This window comes from Pseudomonas sp. NPDC087336 (assembly GCF_044744285.1).
GTDB lineage: Bacteria > Pseudomonadota > Gammaproteobacteria > Pseudomonadales > Pseudomonadaceae > Aquipseudomonas.
In genome coordinates this window covers 89,834-111,397 of record NZ_JBIUYA010000024.1, presented here as the reverse complement: position 1 = coordinate 111,397, position 21,564 = coordinate 89,834, and the positions used below count along the sequence as shown (strand labels likewise).

At 56.1% G+C, this 21,564-nt stretch carries 16 protein-coding genes and 3 pseudogenes; 12 read left to right on the top strand and 7 right to left on the bottom strand.

The window, feature by feature from the left end; all coding sequences use genetic code 11:
• Window positions 1-9: 9 nt before the first annotated feature.
• From ACIO0C_RS22550 to ACIO0C_RS22535, 4 genes and pseudogenes are all read left to right on the top strand, one after another.
• A pseudogene (locus tag ACIO0C_RS22550) lies at window positions 10-465 on the top strand (cytochrome c-type biogenesis protein); the annotation flags it as partial.
• 363 nt (window positions 466-828) lie between these two features.
• Window positions 829-2,718: an ATP-dependent nuclease gene (locus tag ACIO0C_RS22545; protein ID WP_401315339.1), complete on the top strand. Its 1,890-nt coding sequence runs from the start codon at window positions 829-831 to the stop codon at window positions 2,716-2,718.
• Window positions 2,718-4,475 (top strand): UvrD-helicase domain-containing protein, encoded by a 1,758-nt coding sequence (locus ACIO0C_RS22540; protein ID WP_401315337.1) that lies wholly within the window; start codon window positions 2,718-2,720, stop codon window positions 4,473-4,475. The genes ACIO0C_RS22545 and ACIO0C_RS22540 overlap by 1 nt, the downstream gene beginning before the upstream one ends.
• A 259-nt stretch (window positions 4,476-4,734) precedes the next feature.
• Window positions 4,735-5,973 (top strand): hypothetical protein, encoded by a 1,239-nt coding sequence (locus ACIO0C_RS22535; protein WP_401315336.1) that lies wholly within the window; start codon window positions 4,735-4,737, stop codon window positions 5,971-5,973.
• Between the two features lie 597 nt (window positions 5,974-6,570).
• On the opposite strand, the pseudogene ACIO0C_RS22530 reads toward ACIO0C_RS22535, so the two are convergent.
• The 3 genes and pseudogenes from ACIO0C_RS22530 to ACIO0C_RS22520 all read right to left on the bottom strand — a co-directional run.
• Window positions 6,571-6,907, bottom strand: a pseudogene (locus ACIO0C_RS22530) (membrane-bound PQQ-dependent dehydrogenase, glucose/quinate/shikimate family); the annotation flags it as partial.
• Window positions 6,908-7,867: 960 nt separating this feature from the next.
• Window positions 7,868-8,317: an antitoxin Xre/MbcA/ParS toxin-binding domain-containing protein gene (locus ACIO0C_RS22525; protein WP_401315334.1), complete on the bottom strand. Its 450-nt coding sequence runs from the start codon at window positions 8,315-8,317 to the stop codon at window positions 7,868-7,870.
• 200 nt (window positions 8,318-8,517) lie between these two features.
• Window positions 8,518-8,772, bottom strand: coding sequence for a helix-turn-helix domain-containing protein (locus ACIO0C_RS22520; protein ID WP_401315333.1), 255 nt, complete (start codon window positions 8,770-8,772; stop codon window positions 8,518-8,520).
• A gap of 111 nt (window positions 8,773-8,883) precedes the next feature.
• Here ACIO0C_RS22520 and ACIO0C_RS22515 point away from each other — a divergent pair, with 111 nt between their 5' ends.
• The 4 genes and pseudogenes from ACIO0C_RS22515 to ACIO0C_RS22500 all read left to right on the top strand — a co-directional run.
• On the top strand, window positions 8,884-9,465 hold the full coding sequence (locus tag ACIO0C_RS22515; protein ID WP_401315332.1) for a hypothetical protein: 582 nt from the start codon (window positions 8,884-8,886) through the stop codon (window positions 9,463-9,465).
• Window positions 9,462-10,847: a DEAD/DEAH box helicase gene (locus tag ACIO0C_RS22510; RefSeq protein ID WP_401315330.1), complete on the top strand. Its 1,386-nt coding sequence runs from the start codon at window positions 9,462-9,464 to the stop codon at window positions 10,845-10,847. The genes ACIO0C_RS22515 and ACIO0C_RS22510 overlap by 4 nt, the downstream gene beginning before the upstream one ends.
• A 198-nt stretch (window positions 10,848-11,045) precedes the next feature.
• Window positions 11,046-12,050 (top strand): inositol monophosphatase family protein, encoded by a 1,005-nt coding sequence (locus ACIO0C_RS22505; protein WP_401315328.1) that lies wholly within the window; start codon window positions 11,046-11,048, stop codon window positions 12,048-12,050.
• 524 nt (window positions 12,051-12,574) lie between these two features.
• Window positions 12,575-12,823 (top strand): annotated as a pseudogene (locus ACIO0C_RS22500) (diguanylate cyclase); the annotation flags it as partial.
• Window positions 12,824-13,273: 450 nt separating this feature from the next.
• Here ACIO0C_RS22500 and ACIO0C_RS22495 read toward each other — a convergent pair.
• Together ACIO0C_RS22495 and ACIO0C_RS22490 are read right to left on the bottom strand one after the other, a co-directional pair.
• Window positions 13,274-13,636 (bottom strand): histone-like nucleoid-structuring protein, MvaT/MvaU family, encoded by a 363-nt coding sequence (locus ACIO0C_RS22495; RefSeq protein ID WP_008065377.1) that lies wholly within the window; start codon window positions 13,634-13,636, stop codon window positions 13,274-13,276.
• Between the two features lie 237 nt (window positions 13,637-13,873).
• Complete coding sequence (locus ACIO0C_RS22490) at window positions 13,874-15,406, bottom strand: EAL domain-containing protein (RefSeq protein ID WP_401315326.1); 1,533 nt, start codon at window positions 15,404-15,406, stop codon at window positions 13,874-13,876.
• 60 nt (window positions 15,407-15,466) lie between these two features.
• On the opposite strand from ACIO0C_RS22490, the gene ACIO0C_RS22485 reads away from it, so the two are divergent.
• The gene (locus ACIO0C_RS22485; protein ID WP_401315324.1) at window positions 15,467-15,742 is read left to right on the top strand and encodes a hypothetical protein; all 276 of its coding nucleotides are present in this window, start codon (window positions 15,467-15,469) and stop codon (window positions 15,740-15,742) included.
• Window positions 15,743-15,848: 106 nt separating this feature from the next.
• Complete coding sequence (gene hppD, locus ACIO0C_RS22480) at window positions 15,849-16,925, top strand: 4-hydroxyphenylpyruvate dioxygenase (RefSeq protein WP_401315322.1); 1,077 nt, start codon at window positions 15,849-15,851, stop codon at window positions 16,923-16,925.
• 59 nt (window positions 16,926-16,984) lie between these two features.
• Here hppD and rarD read toward each other — a convergent pair whose 3' ends face one another.
• Together rarD and ACIO0C_RS22470 are read right to left on the bottom strand one after the other, a co-directional pair.
• Window positions 16,985-17,866, bottom strand: coding sequence for an EamA family transporter RarD (rarD, locus tag ACIO0C_RS22475; RefSeq protein ID WP_401315320.1), 882 nt, complete (start codon window positions 17,864-17,866; stop codon window positions 16,985-16,987).
• A gap of 130 nt (window positions 17,867-17,996) precedes the next feature.
• Window positions 17,997-19,010 (bottom strand): aldo/keto reductase, encoded by a 1,014-nt coding sequence (locus ACIO0C_RS22470; protein ID WP_401315319.1) that lies wholly within the window; start codon window positions 19,008-19,010, stop codon window positions 17,997-17,999.
• Window positions 19,011-19,179: 169 nt separating this feature from the next.
• Between ACIO0C_RS22470 and ACIO0C_RS22465 the strand changes: the two genes are divergently transcribed.
• Together ACIO0C_RS22465 and ACIO0C_RS22460 are read left to right on the top strand one after the other, a co-directional pair.
• Window positions 19,180-20,301 (top strand): sugar diacid recognition domain-containing protein, encoded by a 1,122-nt coding sequence (locus ACIO0C_RS22465; protein ID WP_401315317.1) that lies wholly within the window; start codon window positions 19,180-19,182, stop codon window positions 20,299-20,301.
• Window positions 20,302-20,413: 112 nt separating this feature from the next.
• Complete coding sequence (locus ACIO0C_RS22460; protein WP_401315315.1) at window positions 20,414-21,556, top strand: glycerate kinase; 1,143 nt, start codon at window positions 20,414-20,416, stop codon at window positions 21,554-21,556.
• Window positions 21,557-21,564: the final 8 nt, after the last annotated feature.

Genomic DNA, 21,564 nt, shown 5'->3' with positions numbered 1-21,564 from the left:
GGCCAAGCCATGAAGCGCTGGATTGCCGCCGTTGTACTGGGCTTGAGCCTGGCCGGCGTGGCCCACGCCGCCATCGACACCTACGAGTTCGCCAAGGAAGGTGATCGCGAGCGTTTTCGCGAGTTGACCAAGGAGCTGCGTTGCCCCAAGTGCCAGAACCAGGACATCGCCGACTCCAACGCACCGATCGCCGCCGACCTGCGAAAAGAGATTTTCCGCATGCTCGGCGAGGGCAAGGACAATCAGCAGATCATCGACTTCATGGTCGATCGCTACGGTGATTTCGTCCGCTACAAACCGGCCCTTAACGCCAAGACCGCGCTGCTCTGGTTCGGCCCCGCCGGCCTGCTGCTGGGAGGTGTGGTGATCATCGCGGTGATCGTGCGCCGTCGCCGCGTGCAACGCGCCGAGACGCCGGGCTCGCTTTCTGCCGAGGAGCGCGAGCGCCTCGACCAACTGTTGGATATGAGGATTGGCTATACCCCAGTCATTTCTCTCCAGGAAAAATCACGATCGGTGGCGCTCCAAGAGCGGTCGCTCACGCTCTGGATTGAATGAGCAGTCCTCCTGACGTCAGCTCGACTGAAAATGTCGGGGAAGACCATACGCTGGATCACCATCGACAAGCTCACCGCCACTTTGCACGGACGGTGCGGGGGATGTGGCGTCCGGTACGCCAGTGCTGGGATTGTTCCTGATGCACCAGTCACAATTTTGCCGCTAATGGCCTATGGACATCCCCTGGGTATTTGGCGACATTGGTCAGTATCACCGGGCACGCGCAAGCCAGCGCACGTGCCGAGCGTTAAATTGAAGGGATGAAATTTAATGTACTTGAGACAGCTAGAGATCGAGGGCTTCAAGAGTTTCGGTAGACGTTTCACGATTGAGCTTCATGCAGGGCTGAACGTGTTGGTTGGGGAGAACGGCGCGGGCAAAACGGGCGTGATAAATGCGTTGCGCCAGCTTTTTCAAGATTCGGAGTCGGGAAAACGTTCGGTCAACGAACGCGATTTCCACAAGTCGTTTGAGCTTGACGCAGTGCCTGCGTCCAGTTTCGCCATCCAGGCGATTTTCGGCGACCTCAGTGTCTTCGAGAAAGTAGCGCTTGACTCTTGGTGTGGCGAGCAGGACGAAGCAGTGCTCAATTTAACTGTGCTCAACCGCGAAATGCGCGGCCGCTACAGCCAGGAGCTCTGGGGCGGAGCGATAAGGACGGGGATATTTAATCAACAGACGTTGGACCTGATTCACTGCATCTATTTGCCCCCGCTGCGCGATGCGGAGCAGAAGTTGCGGGAGGGGCGACAGTCAAGGCTCTCCAAGCTGATGAAGGCGTTGTGCAAGGATCAATTACAGGCGTGCGCCAAGAGCGGAACATTGCATCCGCTTGAAGTGAAAGTCGCCGACTTCAACTCTCAGCTGGCCGATGAACAAGACATTAAACGAGCGAATGCCTTGATCTCCAGTAGCCTGCGTGCAGCCCTCGGAGAAAGGCTGTCGCAAAACACGACGATTCAGTTTTCGGAATCCAACTTCACCAGGATCGTCGAAGGCTTGCGTTTGCTGTATTTTCCCAATGGATCACCAGCCGAACTATCACAGTTCCGCTCGCTGGATGAGAACAGTCTGGGCTACAACAATCTGCTCTATATCGCCTCCATCCTCGCCGAGTTGATCGTCGAAGATGGCGAGGGCCCGGGGGAGCGCACACTGCATAAGCTGCTGCTGATTGAGGAGCCGGAAGCGCACCTGCATCCGCAACTTCAGATCAGGCTGTTAAAGCACCTGCAGGAGGTGGCCCTCAACAAGAATATTCAGGTGGTGATCACCACCCATTCCACGGTGATCTCGTCGGCTGTTTCTATCAACAACATCATCCATATCAACGGCGGAGTCGAACCGCTGGCCGTTCCTGCGCGCTTTTGCGGCCTGTCGGAACCGAGTCGGCGGTTTATCGACCGTTGGCTGGATGTAACCAAGTCCAATCTGCTCTTTTCCAAAGGCGTCATCCTTGTAGAAGGCGTGGCGGAGGCCATTGCGCTGCCAGAGCTGGCGAAAATCGTCCTCGCGAACCGCGGCAAAGGTTTGAACACCCTAGATGACTACGGGGTATCTGTAATCAATCTAAATGGCATCTATTTCGCCCATTTCATGCAATTGTTTTGTGAGGTCGAGGGGCAGTTGCGTAGCCGTAACCTGCCCATTCCCTGCGCAGGTCTCACCGACAAGGATCCGGCCAAAACCCAGAAGGTGTTGGTACAGGAGCAGCTTGTCGAAGTGGTCGTGAAACCGCATCTAGGGAATTTGGCTGTCGGTACCAACCCTGCTCTGGCCCTGATCCCGACCATTGCGATATCCCAGTACGGGCGATTGTTTAGTGGCGAGCTAAAAACCTTTGAGTACGACTTGGCGATGACAGCGGACAATCTGCCAGTCATGTTGCAAGTCGCCTATGAGAACTGGCCCACGGATGGCCCGGTCAAGGCTTCGTTCAAGGACATGCTTGCGGCCGACTTTGGTGGACTGTCTGAATCGCAGAAAGCCGAGTATGCGTACGAGCTCCTGGAGCGCATTGATTCCAACAGCATGGGGAAGGGGCTGTACGCGCAACTACTGGCCGACAAGCTCGAACAGGGCGATTGCGCCTTTGCCGTACCGCACTACATTAAGCAGGCCATCTGCTGGGCGTGCTGTATCGCTGAGGAGCCACTCTAATGACCTTTCCCAGCGAAGAGCAGCAGGGGTATCTCGCTTCCTACATTGACGAAAATATTTACCTTGAGGCCTGTCCAGGGAGCGGGAAAACTGAGGTGATTGCTGCCAAGGTGGCTCGCGAAATCGAGGATTGGCAGGGGTATCCGGGGGGGATCGCGCTGCTGTCATTTGCCAACAGCGCCGCCAATGAACTGAAAACTCGGCTGATCGCCCACCGACAGCGGGCTCCGGTGGCGTACCCGCACTGGGTGTCGACGATTGACAGCTTCATCCTAAATTGCATCGTGGCGCCTGTGGCCCATCGGCTAACCGGCTATGCCGGCAAGGACGGTGATTTCCGGCTGAGGTTGGTCGACTCCTCGTCAACGGTGTACCTCAAAACCAAATATGCCATAGAACACATCCGCGTTCCCGCCAGCCAGTACGACTTTGATCTGGCAACGGACAAATTTGTTTTCCGAACGGGCGAGCCTGGACTGGACCGCAAGCTGAACGCAGTGGTCTTGGCCGATTGGCAACTGCGTGACCTCAGGGATACCAAGACGCGTTTCAAGGCGGCAGGTTTTGCCACCTACCGGGATGTCGAGCATCTCGCGATTCAGATCCTGCAGGAGGCAAAGTTGTCAGCCTTTTGTACGCGACTAGCCCTGCGTTATCCATTTCTGGTGATCGATGAGTGTCAGGATCTTTCGGTGGAGCAATTGGCCGTCCTGGAGGGCTTGCTCGGGCTGGGCGTGAAAATGCATATCGTGGGGGATCTCAACCAGTCGATTTACGGATTTCGCCATGCGGATCCTGCGCGTGTCATGTGTTTCATCCGCGATCATGGATTCACCTGTCTGCAGCTACGTCAAAACTTTCGCAGTTCGCAGGCAATTGTCGACCTGTGCTCCGAACTGGTGCCGGGGAACAAAATTCACGGCAATCCAGCGATTCATCCTGCTGCGCCAGTGATTGTCGAGTATGACGACTGTCCCTCTGAAGCTATGCCTCTGTTCATGAGCCTCAGTGACAGCTACGCGAACCGGGTGATCGTCTCGCGCGGTCATTCGACGCTGAACCGTTTTTTCAGTGGCGTCAACGATCTGAACGATACCGAGCGCTTGGCACTGGCGTGCGCCTTGGCGGGCAATGAATCTGTGTTCGCTATCCAGAAGTCGCTCGCGCTCTTTGGAGGGTGGCTGGCAAGCAAGTTGGGCTATTCGGCAAAACCCAATTCCTTCCACTGCCCTGTGGATGTCGAGTCCGAGCTCGAATGGCGGTTGTTTCTTCATCAGGCGCTGGCATTTGTCACGAGCGCGGGCGCTTCTGTCGCAGGGCAGCACTGGAGAGGGTGGTGTAGGGTGGCCAAGGCCCGTCTTAATGAGCTGCCAATGCAGGTCTTTGTCATCGCAGATATCGCTGTGGCAATTGCACCATTGGCAGCGCTTGGGTTGCGCTCCCCATCGGGGCTCGGTGAGCAACTTGTCACTCAGAGACTTTCTTTGGTGGCGTCGCACCAGAGTCGCGTCCGGTTGGCGACGATTCATGAGATCAAGGGTGAAACCCACGAAGCGACAATGCTGGTTTCAGCTTCCAGGCGAGGGGATCAGTCACATTGGGCGGATTGGATTGGTGACAAGAACTTGGAGGCGGCAAGGCTCGCCTATGTCGCGAGCTCAAGGCCCAAAAATCTCCTGGTCTGGGCGGTCAAGAAGTTGAAAGTCGCAGAGCGAACTACGCTTCAACGGCTGGGGTTTGAAATAGCCCAGCGATAATCCAGCACCAAAAAAATGGAGCTCTCCTAGCTAAGCGAACCTTGTTCGCGATGAAGCGAGTTGTGCTGTAACTTTGAACTCCGTCATCGACCTTGAAAGTTAGCAAGTTTTGGATAGCTGAGCAGGCGTCAAGCAAAGTGCATCTGCAATTGCGCTGAGGCTCTCGGCGCTCAACAATTAAGTCTCAGCAGATGCCTGTTGGCCCTCAAAACTGACTGAGGGCGTTCCAGGGGCGTGGGTTGTATCAAGGAGGAAGCGTGTGCAGCCGGCAGTAATCGATGAGTTGTATCGAGCGGTAGTTTTCAATCATCAGGAGGCTTGGCAGCAGCTTGATGAGCGCGCTGCTGAGTGCGCAGCACTGAGAAGCCTGGTTAGTACGGACCAACCAGGTGGAATAGACCTGAGTCTTGGCCTTGGTGTGGATGGCAATGAATTTATAATACCGGTTATTCAGGGGCCTAGGGCTTTCTTTGTCTCAGCGGAGACGGCGGTGCAGGGAGCGCTACAGGCCGGTCGCTCCGAACTTTTGCTTGATTACTCGCTCAGCTTCGACTCGAATTTTGCTGAAAGATTAAGGCGGCTGATCAATCAGCAAACGGCTTCTAGTGATCAGGATATTACGCGGGTCAAAAGTGTTCTCATGTTGAAGGCGAACAATCCGCAGGTTCAATTCGATATCTTGCCGTTTCTCTATGAAAATGTCCGGCTGGCAAGAGATGACACCAGTAACGAGCGACCGATCGACACGCTCGTCGCGTTCCGCACTTTGGACTATCTCGATTGGGAGCGCTACCAAGATACGGAGGAGCTGCACTTCCATGGTGAATCGATCGACGCCCTTAAGGAGAGACTTCGCCCAGCGGCTGTGCAGCTGGTTTGCGACCTTCACACGAACGAAGATTTTTTGCGTCATGAGGCATCGGCCTTGGCGACAGAGGCCTTGCTGCTGAGGCTGGCGGGGCTTTGGCATGTTCCCAATCGAGATGTGAAGACGATTTTCGGAAAACTGATCGACTACTGCGTCAATGATCTAGGTTTCATTCCGATGTCCGATTTGAGTCTGATCTGGAAGGGGATAGCGACCAAGCAGCCGGCCCCCTTTTTCGGGCCTGTCACTGGTCGTTCGCACACGATGCTTGAAAAAGTAAAGGGAATGGCTTGGGATATCTCACACTTACGACTACTGGAGCGTATGGCCGCACAAAATAGCTATGGTGCATTTCACATTCCGTTTTTTGTCTCGTTGGATGCCAAGTGGCGGGCGTTACTGCGTTTGAATCCCATCCGCTTCATGTTGTTCGATGATCGCACCCGTCGAATGCTCTCGGGGCGGGCTGATGAAGCGAACTTCCAGGCCATCTGTCTATCCAACGCTAGCGAGAGCACCAAGCGTTTCCTATCACCTGCACATGTTGCAAAGCGTCGCGCTGCCGCCTTGTCATTGAGCGTTGACGCCATGTACGCTTTGGTGCGGAAAGAGCAGGGGCGCTGGTTGTGAATTGAATCGATCCGCAATTTATGCCGAAGGCTCAACTGCAGACGCCCTTTAAGGGATGGGATGTGAGCAAGAAGTTGAGAACTGTAGGGCTTTGATCGCGAGTAACCCCTGAGGATACAGTGTGCCCTCAACGTGCATGTTGTAAGATCTCGTTGGTGCCTGGCCTCCCCTCAAAGATGTCGGCGCTGATTGAAAATTGACCCAGCGTGAGAGCCTGGGCCTCGCGGCATAACCAGTCCAAGTTTTTGTCCGCATCCCCCAACACCTCAAAGACACTAGAGAGCCCGCTCTCCCTGGTATTGGGAACGAATAGTAGGTTTGATAATGCAAGGTTCTCAAACCTACTGGAGTTTTTGGCGCGCGGAGGCGCAATTGGCTGAACGCCGGGGGAGGAGAGTGGGGCTTGATTCGCGAAAAGCCCGGGCGGATCCGGGCGATTGCGTCGGTGTGCAATCTAGTTTTCGGTGTAGGCTTTGAGGTGGCTGATGGTGCAAAAAACTTCGTCGGCATCCATCAAGCTCAGCGCCGTTAGACCGTATACGGTTCGTGAGAGGAGGAGACCATGACAATGCCGAGTGAGCGCACGCGAGCGCTGATTCAGACGCGAGACCAGCGCGACCGCCAGGCCTACGGCGCTGAACATGAACAGGCGCGAGAACACCGGCCAGAAAACTAGCCCGGCATCACTCACCGCTCAGATCGCCGTGCCCAGCAGAAACGCAGCGAACAACCAGGCACCTGCCGTTTTGAAGCGAGCGATCAGCAGACCGGAAACGGCCATCACCAGCCCACCCACCAGGAAGTACCAGGAGCCTCCCAGGCTGACCAACTTCACGCCGCCCGCAGCAAGCGCCAAACCGAGGAGGGCGATGATCACGCCCAACCCGACCAGAATGAATTTTGATATGCCCGAGAGGCGGTGACTCTGCTTCACGTTAAGTGTCCCGTTGAAATGATCTGTGCATTATATAGATAGCTAACTATCTAGTTAAATCATAATTCGGAATGAAGCGTATTTCATTGCTCAATTACGCGCCTGATCGAAGAGCTGCGCGCCTCATGGAATTGCAGGGACGTTGAACGTAAACAAAAGGCTCTTTTTTGTCAGAGGAGAGCGGATTTATGACAGGTATGGATCACGGCGTGGTTGTGCGAGCCGAACAAACTCATCCCAGAATTTCTGACGATTAACCGATGTATGGCGGGAAGCGTAATGGTTTCGACTACGCGACTTGCCATTCCGAGCGGCTCCGACCAACGCCGGCGTAGCTTCAGGAGCTTTCTTCAGGAACTAGAGCAGCGTGGCTGCTGGGAGGCTGTAAATCTGGCGTCGATCAATTCCGCAACTAGCTGAACAATCCACCACGGAAGATGACGAGACGCTTTATCGAGGATTTAAAGTAAACGTAGTGCACAGTTGGGTAGCGGTATATTTTCAGGCCAGAGAAGATTGAGTGCTTTTCAGCTTTCTAGCCATCCGGCGCAGGAAGCGTTGGGCATCTTCAGACAATCCCGCGAAACCAAGCGAGGCGGAGATGCTGTGGTCAAGCCCAAAAAGGCAATGAAGGCGAGGACGCTTCGCAAGAAAAAAGCGAACACAGGCGCGCCCTAGAAATGACGTAGCTCACAGAGCTAAGCGGATGGTGGAACTCGAGACGAAAAACTTCAAAATTGGATCAAGAGGATGCAACCGCGCCGAGCACCGAAACGCAGCGAACACGGTCATGCCGCGAAACATTGGCTACAGGACTGCGGATTTGACACCGCAACATTGCGCGTCGGCATGATTATGGTCAGGGCTTCGAGGCCTGAACGCTCAGCAAGTACAAAAGCAATATCCCGCAGCACAGAAATGAACCTAAAAACCCGATATGTAGGCCAATGGCGTTTGCGATCAGAACGCAATGCCTTCTGCAACCTGTATTAGCATCTCCTCGACCTGGTGGGAACCTGATGTAGTTGCGAGCATCGCTATTGGATCCTTTCCTGAAAAACGACTCTTGGGCTTCGAAAGCCACGACCGGGCTTTCTCTCCATTCCCAAACACCACCTCCGCCATAGCCAAGATATAGGCATTTCTGAATAGGCGGTCACTCTCATCTACTGTAAGTTTCTGCCCGCGCGACAACCGGAAGCTAAGTGTCTTGTGAGAGATAATGTGTTCACGTTGATGTGGGGGAATTTTGCCCAGCTCGCAAAAAATATTGAACCGGTCGATTGAAAAACCTGCAAAGATCATCTCATTGAGATCAGAGTCTGAAGCGTCAATAGGGAGATTGAGTAGTTCTGAAAACCGGCCCCGGAAAGCACGATAAAAATCCTCTTTCAGCACTTCGGCAAGCATGGTGCACCTTCATGGTTGGATCTTTGCCACTTATTATCTGGCAGATCCGTATCGCATGACAGCGCGCAGATTTTGACGGCCTGTTCCGCATGGATCATTTGGAACTCGAGGGGCAGGGAAGCGCCCAGTCACTAGGGCGTTCGGTCGGGAACGAAATCCGATAAGGATGGCGAAATCCATGTCAACGCATGATTATTGGCTCAGTCGCTTGCCGTCAGATCAGAAGCCAATTCATGGAGAGACAGCGATTCAGGCAAGAGAAAATGCGGCTCGCATTCCAATACGGTGGCTATGCGATATAGCTTTTCCACGGTGATGTTGACTTCACCGCGCTCAATACGCCCCATATAGCTACGATCGACACTGCAGGAGTGCGCCAAGGCATCTTGGGAAAATCCTTTGGCCTTCCTTTGTCTCCGTATTCTTTCACCCAATGCCTTTGCAAGCTGATGCATAACCGCCTCGGTTCCCACTGAGGCGGCACTATCGTGCGTTTGCGGATGAATCAACCACGGATTATAATCCGCATTTTGGCCGTTCCGCGAATTTCCCTTCCAGGTGCCTGCATGAAACCCGATTCATTCATCCTCGACAGGCGGCTCTACGACCTGTTTCAGCAGGGGCATCTACGCCAGTTTACGACCCAGGATCTACGTGACGCCTACGCTGCGCAGCTGACGGGTATGACTTTCAACAGCAGCGACTTGCGTCGATATGTCTATGAGCAGATCCGACGCATGCTGCGTACCGGATGGGTCACTCAGGATGAAAAACGACAAAAGCGGGGTCAGATCTATCACTGGCAGAGCATTCCGGCGAACTTGCAGGTGGAGCTCATTGACAATGGGTACGAAAGCAGCGCTAAGCCGGCGAACAAACCGTCTCATCAACCCTTGCAAAGTACTGATCCAGAGCAGCCAGACGCAGGTGTGATCGAGCACCTGGAATCCATACTCAAAGAGATTCGGCTCGACTTCCTTTCTTCAATGGGAGAGGCGGAGCGTTATAAGCAGCTACTCGACGAAATGCCGCATCTGAAAGACCAAGTCGAAGGCGAGTATCTGGAAGCCCGAGACCGAAGCTCTCGTCTTTTAGGGCATCTCCGAGCGGTCGAAAAGACGCTCAAGACAGTCACGTCCGCACGATGAAAGCATCGCCGAGAAAATGGCAAAGCCAATGCATTGAGATCGCGTTGGAACACTACACCTCAACGCCGCACTTTTTCTGCCAAGCCACACCTGGGGCGGGGAAGACTCGGATGGCCGCGGAGCTCGCTCGACGTTTGTTAGAGCAGGGAAAGATCGATCTCGTGCTGTGTTTTGCTCCCTCGTGCCAAGTCGTCGACGGTTTTCGCACTACGTTCTCGGCTGTATTGGGGAGGCGTTTGGATGGACTTATCGGTGCCATTGGAACCGCAAGTACCTATCAAGCCATGGAACACCAGGATGACGCCTTCTGGAGGCTTTTCGATGACTATCGCGTGTTTGCGGTATTCGACGAGATCCATCACTGCTCAGGACACGATCCGCTTTTGAGCAATGCCTGGGGGCAACAAATTCTTTTGAATATGCAGGACCGGGCCGCCTTTACCTTGGCTCTGTCGGGTACGCCATGGCGCTCCGATGACAGGGGCATTGCTCTGGCTCGTTACTCCAACCCGGAAGGCCGATTGATTTGCGACTATCGATACGGCCTCAAAGAAGCCATTTCCGACGGAGTTTGTCGGTCACCTCGCATCGTCCTGCTCGATAACCAGATGCTGAGACTCCGTGAGGATTTCGCGAACGACAGTACCGTCAAGCTTTTTCCCAGCATCGCTAAGCTACTGCGTGAGTCTCCGGTCTCATACGAAGACTTGATTTGCCATGAGGAAGCGCTTAGCCAGTTGCTCGACCTGGGGAGCAAGAAACTCGATGAAGTGCGAATGCTTAAACCGAATGCCGCGGGCTTGGTTGTTGCCACAAATATTGCACATGCACACCAAGTCGCTACGGCGCTGAAGGACAAGGGTGAAAGCTTCCAAGTCGTGACAACCAGAACCCCGGACGCGCAACAGGTAATCAACGCGTTCAAAAATGGCGACTGCCGTTGGATTGTTGCAGTGGGAATGATCAGCGAGGGGACTGATATTCCCCGGCTTCAAGTTTGCTGCTACCTCAGTCGAATTCGTACTGAGCTGCATTACCGGCAGGTGCTGGGAAGAGTTCTTCGGCGTATGGGCGAGATTGACGATCAAGCTTGGTTGTTCGTCTTGGCGGAGCCGACATTGAAGCGATTCTCTCAGCGAATCGCCGATGATCTGCCGGAAGATTTGGCTGTTGTGTGCGCTGTAGGTGCACGTGCACCTGAGGCTTGCTCAATCGAAGATGAGTTGGATAGCTCCGTGAAAGCTCTCATTGGAGATTCAGGCAGCTCAACAACTTCCGCTACAGCGCAGAAATTTTTATCGCAGGTCGATTTGTCCCCTGCGTCGACGTATCAAATAAGCTTTTCGAAGAATTATCGCCAGCAACTGTTGGCCGTTTTCTGATGTGCATTGTATCCGATTACCAGGCCATATCAGTGTTGGTTCAGCGGGGCCAATGGTTCGCCTGTGTCGGAACCCTGTGATCCACTCTCCGCTGAGCTCAACCAGCTGCCGCCCTTCCTTAGCAAATGGAGGAGGGGGAGCTGATTGTGATCGGCGCGACAGCAAACCATTTGGCTCACCAAGAGCGTGGGGGCGGTAATGAAAGGTAAGCGCAAAGCGAAAACATCGAAATGGGCCCTGAAGTTTCAATTTGAAACGGAGGCTCAGCGGTCAATGTTCTCGAGGTCCGAAAAAGCGTCAAATCGTTTTCTTGATGCCGTGCTGCATTTGGGATCAGCGCACGAGCCGCTAGGAAGGCTCGCTGGGGCTCCAGCCAACCCCCACTCAAAAAGTCCAGTCCTGCCAGAGCTGCTTTCCTCCGTCGTCAACATAGTTTGCATGGCGGGCCAACTCCTCGTAACAGAATGGCAACGAGCAGACGGGCCAAGGGGGGAGGGGGACAAGGCAGTAGTCGATGTGGAAATTGAACAGCTTCTACGTCAGCAGCTGCTTGACCTGTTTTTCTGCGACTTTTGGGGGGAGGAGACCGGCCATACCCTGACAGGAGATTCATGGTGCTGGGTAGTTGACCCCAACGATGGCACAAACGATTTTCTGAGGGGGCTGAAAGGTTCAGCTGTATCAGTCGGCCTTCTACACAAACACACCCCAATGCTAGGTGTGGTCTACGCACCCGTAACGATCGAAGGGGTTCCAGATTGCATCGCTTGGGCTGAAGGATTGTCCAATTTGCTACGCAATGGGAAACCCATAGCTCCCAAGCTTCCGGATATGATTTGGTCGAGCGATAGCCGCGTCATGCTCAGTTCAGCGGCCTCAAATAAGGCAGAAATAAATCATGAGCTCTGCGCTCCAAGCAGTTTTGTCGCCATGCCCTCGATTGCCTACAGGCTTGCAAAAGTAGCCGCTGGCGATGGCGTGTGCGGTATCTCTGTCTGCCCTGTGTCCGCACATGATGTCGTTGCGGGTCATGCGTTGCTTAGGGGGGCGGGCGGAGTACTGCTCAATGAAACTGGTGATTCAATACAGTACGTAACGCAGGACAACATGCAAGTAGTATCACGACGCTGCTTTGGTGGATTGGAAGATGTGTGCCGGACATTGGCTGCTCGAGATTGGGATCGCATTTTCACCGATGTTTAATTTTTTCTTGGAAAATTAGTCTGTCGCGTGAGCGACTATCAGTAGCCAATGAGCTAGCCGCGTTAACCGTTTCGCACATTCAAGAGGTGCCCCGGCGATGTATAAATCTTTCAGCAAGAGTCAGGCTCGTCGCCGCCTGCGCCGACTCCTTGTGCTGGTCAGTCAAGGCTACACCTTTGTCATTACCAAGCATGGCAAAGCGGCTTGCTTGCTTGTAGCTGAAACGAGGGAAGGGAGTGTTGTGGCGCCCCGGGGCTGACAGCTATCGGGAATGGCATCATGCCCATCTGATCTATCCGTGTCTAATGCCTGACACCTCATCCGTTGCAGCGAGCAGTAGCTTGCCGGGCTCGGACAAAAGGATGCCCTGCGGTCGACAGCCTCCAATGTACCCATTGCTAGAAGCGAACCAAAATGCGATTCCCCAACCATCTTTTTTCGTTCTCAACAGGTCGAGTATCGCTTTCAGGTCAGGTACCGGTCCGTGCTTAATGCCGTCCTGGAAGGCATACATTGATTCCGAAGTGTCCGGTATCAGCGAGGCAGCTGAGATCCCTCGGCTCCAGGTATGCTGCTACTACATTCGAATTCGTACTGAGCTGCATTACCGTCAGGTCCTGGGAAGAGTCCTTCGTCGTATGGGCGAGATTGACGATCAAGCCTGGTTGTTCGTCTTTGCGAAGCCGACACTAAAGCGATTCTCACAGCGTATCGCCGATGACTTGCCGGAAGACTTGGCTGTAGTGTGCGCTATAGGTGCACCTGCACCTGCACCTGCACCTGCACCTGCACCTGCAGCTGCCCCTGTGGTTTGTTCGACAGATGGTGAGTGGATAACTCAATACACTGTGAACTGAAAGAGAGGCATTCAGCTCGGCCCAACCACATCAGCGCAGTATGTATTACCAGCGGGCGATCTGGCCTCTACATGGACTTATCAAATAGCTTTACGAAAAGTTACCGCCAACTGCTGCTTGCCGTTTTCTGATGTGCTTTTCAAGCCTTAAAGTCTTGGCTCTAAGACGCAGAAGCTGGGCTATCCAGCAGCCACGCTTCCGATCAACGTTTACGTCCAAATCGTTTATGCGAGAAAACCACCCGGACCGATTGGTTCGGGTGGTTCGGGTGGTTTTTTCCATTTTTTGCAATGATTAGTTCGCTAAGGCATTCCCATGCCAAGTCATTGTGACAACGTGTCAATGCATCGTGACAAATGGGGGGGTTTAGCCACGCAGCCAGGAATCAACGGTGGCGGCACCGTATTGTTCCTTCCAGGCCTTCAGTCCACGGTGGTTGCCGCCCTTGGTTTCAATCAGCTCACCGGTATGCGGGTTCTGATAAACCTTGACCACGCGGGCGCGGCGGGTTTTCGGGGCGGCCTGTTGCAGACCGGATTTTGCCGGGTTCGGGTCGAGGATGGCGATAATGTCGCGCAGGCTCTTGCCGTAGGTTTTCATCAGCCCCTGGAGCTTTTCTTCGAATTCGATTTCTTTCTTGAGCCCGGCATCGTTCTTCAGGGATTCAAGCTGCTTGAGCTGCTCTTGAAGGGCCTTTTCAGCTGCACGAAATTCAGCGAGTCTGGACAATATCTTTACTCCAATAGTGTGTGGCTGATACCAACCGCAAACAAAGCTATAAGCCAAGAGCCTTGAAGCGACTCGGTGATTAAATGGCTCACCTGCCAATCTGGTGCAGGCATGAAAAATTGTAGTAGTTAATGGATCAAGAGTAAATCATGACTTTTTGTTCATGTAACAAGAGTTGTGCCTAGATTCAATTGGAGGAGGGCGGCGTGTCGTTGAATCGATGCTAAAGGCCACTAGTTAATGATCACTTAATGCATTAATGAAGTCCGCCGCGGGCATCGGTCGGCCAAACAGATAACCTTGCAGGTAGTTCACTTTGTGGGCCGTCAGGTACTCACTTTGCTCCGGGGTTTCCACACCTTCTGCAATCGTTGCCAGGTCGAGCTTGGCCGCCAGCTCGATGATGCTGTCCAGAATGTGGCTGGAAAGGGTATCGATGCCGATCATGGCCACGAAGCTCTGGTCGATTTTCAGGAAGTCCACGTTGAACTGGCGCAGATAACCGAGGCTCGAGTGGCCGGTTCCGAAGTCGTCGATGGCAATCATCACGCCAAGCTCATGCAGTTGCTCGAAGAGTTGAAGGGTGATGGCCGTGGGCTCGATCAGCTTGCGCTCGGTCAACTCCAGTACCAGGTGGATGGAGCCGGGGGCAAAGGCGTCGAGGAACTGGCGGCAATCCTCGACCAGCGCAAGATCCTGGCAATGATTGGCGGTGATATTGATGCCGACATGGAACGGCTCGTCAAAGGACGCCGACCGCGGTGCCAACAGCCTGGCGGTTTGTTGCATGATCGAACGGGTCATGGGCACGATCAGCCCGCAATGTTCGGCAAACGGAATGAACAGGTCGGCGCGTACCAGGCCTTCCTTGGGATGGTTCCAGCGCATCAGCACCTCGACCCCCGTGCATTTCTTACTCTGCGCCTGCACCACTGGCTGGAAATACGGTACGAACTCCGCAGCAATCAGTGCGCGCTGCATCTCAACGGTTGGCGACGATGAACGTTTCTGCAAGACGTGCCCGATCAACGCGGAAATTACGCCGAAGAACAGCAACAAGCTGAACAGTGGCGGGTATTCGCTGCTCATGTAGCGCCACACTTCGCCCTCAGGGAAGCCGGCCGTTACGCTGAAAGGATAACGCGAGGATGCCAGGCTGTTTTGTGCAACGGGGAACTGGGGTGGTTCGCCCTCGTGGTAGGTGCCGTCGGCGGACAACCAGGCAGGCCCCACTTGCAGCAACAGCAAGGTCCGACTCCCGATCAGGCGCATGAGATTACTCAGGTGGTAACCGTCCAGCGTGCTCATGGCACCCCGTTTGCCGTCGCTGAGTCGATAAACCAGCAACGCGGTGTCGGGCGTCACCGGGTTGCCCTTCATCAACATCAACTGGCCGTTGGCATAGTCACCGGAAGCAATTTTTTCGTGATAGTCGCCGAACAGTGAGCTGCAATAGATGGTGTCGTCCCACAGCAGGTTGGTCGAGCGCACGAAGGGCCGCCGTGTCACCTGCTCGCGCAACGCCAGGTTGACGTCAATGCAACTCTGGCCAGCCAATGGCAGCAGTTCGCGCGCCGCCTGGGCGGTGTTGTCGAGCATCAGTTCGAACTGGCGAGTCGCTTCTTCGGCAGTGTGTCGGGTGCTGAGCCTGAGCACGCGTTCGGCCTGCATGTAAAGAATGGCAAAACCCAGCAGGACCGGCAGCAGTCCACACAACAAGGTCACGGCGAGCCTGATGCCACGCGGGTGGGTGTTGGTGTTTAGTGGCATTGGCGAAACCTGTTTCGATGAAGTCGGGCTATCAACGGCTGGCAGGAAGTGATGCCTCCCATGAAGCGTTCAAGTACGAGGCAGGATAGTTGGCCCTTGGCACTTGCGCCGCCCAAGGGTATTCCAGACGCAGCGATGAACGGTATTTGCGGCGAGACAAACCCCTTGCGCGTCGGGGGAAAAAGGGGATTTGATACAGAAGGCGGACAAAATGATTTACGCTGTGTAGAATCAGGTTACGCATACAATAATAATCGTCTTCTGGCAGCAGAAGCCTCGCCCTCAGAGCCTTGGGTCGACAATGAAGATATTCGGGTTTCAATTGATCTACGGTGATTTCCTCGCCCGCAGCGTGCGGGGTATCTCCTGCGCGCCACCCGCCGGTCTCAGCATTGCTAGCAACTAACATTCGTTAATTGATAAAGATGATGAGGCGCCAACCATGGCAGATTTATACGAAAACCCAATGGGCCTGATGGGCTTTGAATTCATCGAGCTCGCATCGCCGACCCCCAATACCCTGGAGCCGATCTTCGAGATCATGGGCTTCACCAAGGTCGCAACCCATCGCTCCAAAGACGTGCACCTGTATCGCCAGGGCGCGATCAACCTGATCCTCAACAACGAACCCAACAGTGTCGCCTCGTACTTTGCCGCCGAGCACGGTCCGTCGGTGTGCGGCATGGCATTCCGGGTCAAGGACTCGCAAAAGGCCTACAAGCGTGCCCTGGAACTCGGCGCCCAGCCGATCCACATCGAGACCGGCCCGATGGAGCTGAACCTGCCGGCGATCAAGGGCATCGGCGGTGCGCCGCTGTACCTGATCGACCGTTTCGGCGAAGGCAGCTCGATCTACGACATCGACTTCGTGTTCCTGGATGGCGTTGACCGTCACCCGGTCGGTGCTGGCCTGAAGATCATCGATCACCTGACCCACAACGTGTATCGCGGTCGCATGGCCTACTGGGCGAACTTCTACGAGAAGCTGTTCAACTTCCGCGAAATCCGCTACTTCGACATCAAGGGTGAATACACCGGCCTGACCTCCAAGGCCATGACCGCGCCGGACGGCATGATCCGCATCCCGCTGAACGAAGAGTCGTCCAAGGGCGCCGGGCAGATCGAAGAGTTCCTGATGCAGTTCAACGGTGAGGGTATCCAGCACGTGGCGTTTCTCAGCGATGACCTGCTCAAGACCTGGGATCACCTGAAAAGCATCGGCATGCGCTTCATGACCGCGCCACCGGATACTTACTACGAGATGCTCGAAGGCCGCTTGCCCAACCACGGCGAACCGGTGGGCGAGCTGCAGGCGCGCGGCATTCTGCTGGACGGTTCGTCCGAGTCGGGCGACAAGCGCCTGCTGCTGCAGATCTTCTCGGAAACCCTGATGGGGCCGGTGTTCTTCGAATTCATCCAGCGCAAGGGTGATGACGGATTCGGCGAAGGCAACTTCAAGGCGCTGTTCGAATCGATCGAGCGGGATCAGGTGCGTCGTGGTGTGTTGAGCACTGATTAAATCGTTACACCGTAAAAACTGTGGGAGCGAGCTTGCTCCCACATTGTTTTGTGGTGTTTTCAGGGCCTGCGCTGGCGCATCAAATGCTTGAACCCTTCAAACACCAACACCACTACCGCCATCCAGATCGGAATATAGGTCAGCCATTCACCGGGCTTGATGCTTTCCCCCAGCAGCAACGCCACACCCAGCAACAGCACAGGCTCCACGTAGCTCAATAACCCGAACAGGCTGAACGGCAGCAAGCGACTGGCGATGATGTAGACCACCAGCGCCGAAGCGCTGATCAGGCCCAGCAGGGGGATCAGCCACGCCAATGCCGGGTGCTGGTCGAAGACACCGAAGCCTTGCTCTCCACTGCGCACGAACCAGTACGCGATCGGCAGCATCAGGGTCATGTCCACCCACAGCCCGCCGAGGTTGTCCGTCTTCAGCCATTTGCGCACCACGAAATACAGTGGATAACCCACGACCACCACCAGTGTCGCCCAGGAAAATCCGCCAACTTGGTACAGCTCGTTGACCACACCCAGGCTGGCGAAGAACACCGCCATTTTTTGCAGGTAAGACAGCCGTTCACCGTAGGCAATTCGCCCGGTCAGGACCATCGCCAGCGGCAACAGGAAGTAGCCCAGGGACACATCGAGGCTGTAGCCGTTGAGCGGCGCCCACATGAACAGCCAGAGCTGTACGCCCAGCAACGCCGCCGAGACGAACAGGATGCCGATCAACTTTGGTTGGGCGCTGAACCGACGCAGCAGATCGACCACACGCCGCCATTCTCCCGACACCACCATGAACAGGGTCATGCACGGCACCGTCAACAGCATGCGCCAGCCGAAAATCTCCACACCGCTCAACGGCTTGAGCAGCGAAGTGTAGTAATACATGACGGCAAACAGCACCGAGGCTGAAACCGATAAAGCGATACCTTTTGACAAGCTGTCCTCGCGAGGTTGAACGTAAAACGGGGTGCGGAGGATACGTGGTTTTTGTGCTGAATATTGGCCGGATGATCAATATTTACAACATCGCTGGGGCAAGCCCGCTCCCACATTAGCCAGTGTTTCTTCAGACGTTGTGCGGCTTACGGCCAGACACGAAATGACTCACATCATTGAACCCCGGCGTCGACGCATGCCCCGGTGTCACCAGCGAATCGATGAAGGCCTCATCCTCAGCCGTAATCTTCACCGCCTGCGCCTTGGTGTAGGCATCCCATTGTTCTTCCGTGCGCGGGCCGACAATGGCCGAGGTCACCGCGCTGTTGTTCAGCACCCAGGCGATGGCGAACTCGACGATACCCACGCCGCGCTCTTGGGTGTATTGCGCAATCTGCTGGGCGATGCGCAAGGACTCCACGCGCCATTCGGTTTCCAGGATGCGTTTGTCTGCGCGCCCTGCGCGGCTGTTGGCGTCCGGCTTGACGTCCGGCGCGTACTTACCGCTGAGCACGCCGCGTGCCAACGGACTGTAGGGCACCACGCCGAGGCCATAATTTTGCGCGGCAGTAATCTGCTCCGTTTCGGCCTGGCGGTTGACGATGTTGTACAGCGGCTGGCTGATCACCGGCCGGTCGACGCCGAGCCTGTCGGCCACGCGAATCACCTCGGCGATGCGCCAGCCACGATAATTCGACAGGCCCCAATAGCGGACCTTGCCTTGGCGAATCAGGTCGCCAATGGCCGACACCGTGACCTCCAGCGGCGTGTTGTGGTCTTCGCGGTGCAGGTAATAGATGTCCAGGTAGTCGGTGCCCAGGCGCGTCAGGCTGGCTTCGATGCCATTGAACATGTGCTTGCGACTCAGGCCGCTGCGGTTCGGCACACCGTCCACCGGGCCGAAACCGACCTTGGTGGCCAGCACCCATTCCTGACGGCGACTGGCAATGGCCTCGCCGACGATCTCCTCGGACCGGCCGTTGGTGTAGACGTCGGCAGTGTCGATGAAATTGATGCCCTGGTCCCAGGCCTTGTCGATGATTCGCAGGGAATCTTCGGTATTGGTCTGCTCGCCAAACATCATGGTGCCCAGGGTCAGGGTGGACACTTGCAGGCCCGAGTAACCCAGCGTGCGATAGCTCATGGGGAAATCCTTTTACCGGAGGGAAAGGCTCAATCAAATACCAGAATGGCACAGCGGGGCAAACGCTCTATGACAGAGTGGCACGCTTTATCATGATTTCTTGCGATGCACAGGGTAACGTTGATCGCCCGATGAGTGTCGACCCCCCCCCGTTTCAAGGAACCCCGTTATGTTCGAACTCGATCACGACCTGGCCCAGGACATCGTCGACCGGGCGATGGCCATCCTGCCGTACAACGTCAATGTGATGGACAGCCAGGGGCTGATCCTCGGCAGTGGCGAGCCGGAGCGCGTCAACACCCGGCATGAAGGCGCGCAACTGGTGTTGGCCAACGGCCGCGTGGTGGAGATCGACGCGCAGACCGCGATCCACCTCAAGGGCGTGCAACCGGGCATCAACCTGCCGCTGATGCTCGACCAGCGCTTGATCGGCGTGCTCGGCATCACCGGCGAACCCGAGCAATTGCGCACCTACGCTGAGCTTGTGCGCATGACCGCCGAGATGCTGGTGGGCCAGCGCAACCAACAGGCCGAACAGCAATGGCGACGCCAGCGTTGCGATGACTTGCTGGCGTTGCTGCTCAGCGACAGCGGCAGCTCGCCGCGATTGATCGACGAAGCGCACCAGCTTGGGCTCAAACCGCAGCTGCCGCGGGTACCTTACCTGTTCGAATTGGGCACGGGGCAGGGGCCGGGGCACACCGTCGAGGCGCTCAGTGCCTGGCTTATGGGGCGTTACCCGGACAGCTGGTGCGTGTGTTCGGCGAAGTCTTCGTTGCTGTGGTGTCGGCCGGCTAACCAGACGATCGAGAACGAGCGCCTGCTGGAAAAACTCGATGGCCTGGGCTGGAACATCCTGCGCATTGCCGTGGGCGGGCAGGCGGATGGGCTGCCGGGATTGCGTCGTTGCTATCACCGGGTTGGCGACTTGCTCGCCTATGGGCGCGACGTGTTGCCCCAATCGCGCCTGCTGACGCTTAACCGCTATCGGCTGCCGGTGTTGCTCTGGCGCCATCGCAACGACGATGCACTGGATGAGCTGCTCAACCCCTTGCGTAAACTCATCGCCAGGGATAACAACGGCCAGTTACTGGCGACCCTGCGCAGTTGGTGCGAGCACGACGGGCAAAGCCAGGCCTGCGCCGATGCGCTGGGTATTCATCGCAACAGTTTGCGTTACCGGATGGAGCGGATTGCCGAACTCAGTGGCGTTGATCCATTGAAGTTGGACGGGATGCTCGCTCTCTACCTTGGCGTGCAGTTGATGCCGCAGGCAGACACCCATCCGTGAACCCCGGTCTTTGTCGAAATGAACAATAATCCGCAGTGATGCTTGTGCAGCAGCCTGGCGTTATTGTTACTGTCGACTGGCAGCATGGGCGCATTGGAACTGGAGAATCCCCATGAAAATCGTCATCGCCCCCGATTCGTTCAAGGACAGCCTCAGCGCTCAAGGCGTGGCCGATGCCATTGCCCTGGGTCTGGCCGAGGTGTGGCCCGATGCGCAGCTAGTCAAATGCCCGATGGCCGACGGCGGGGAAGGGACGGTCGAGTCGGTGCTGGCAGCGTGCAATGGCCAATTGCGTCGGACCGCGGTGCGTGGCCCGCTCGGAACAACGGTGAATGCAGCCTGGGGCTGGTTACCCCACAGTCACACGGCGATCATCGAAATGGCCGAGGCCAGTGGTTTGCAGTTGGTGCCAGTCGATCAGCGCGATGCGTGCGTCACTAGCACCTACGGCACCGGTGAGCTGATCCGCGCCGCACTCGATGCCGGGGCGCAGCGCATCATTCTGGCCATCGGCGGCAGTGCCACCAACGACGGCGGTGCCGGGGCGATGCAAGCCTTGGGTGTGCAGCTGTTCGATGCTCAAGGCCAGAGCCTGGCAGCGGGTGGTCTCGCACTCGCGCAATTGTTTCGCATCGACGTGAGCAACATCGATCCGCGTGTGAAGCAGGTGCGCTTCGACATTGCGGCTGACGTCAACAATCCACTGTGTGGCACTCACGGGGCCTCAGCGATTTTCGGCCCGCAAAAGGGCGCCTCAGCCGAGCAGGTCCAGCTGCTCGATCAAGCCCTCGGGCACTTTGCCGATCACTGCGCCAGCTCATTGGATAGAGATGTGCGCGACGAACCGGGCAGCGGCGCAGCGGGCGGCCTGGGGTTTGCCGCCAAGGCGTTCCTGGGGGCGCAGTTCAAGGCCGGGGTTGAAGTGGTTGCCGAGTTGGTTGGCCTGGCCGATGCGATCAACAATGCCGACCTGGTGATCACCGGCGAAGGGCGTTTCGACGCACAAACCCTGCGCGGCAAAACACCGTTCGGTGTAGCGCGCATTGCCCGGGAACAGGGTGTGCCCGCCATCGTCATCGCTGGCACGCTGGGCGAGGGGTACCAGCAATTGTATGCCCATGGCATCGAGGCTGCGTTTGCCTTGGCAAGCGGGCCGATGACATTGGCGCAGGCGTGTGCCGACGCGCCGCGATTGTTGCGTGAGCGGGCGACAGACATTGCTCGGTTGTGGCGGATGGCCTCGCCCAAACATTGAACCCTGTG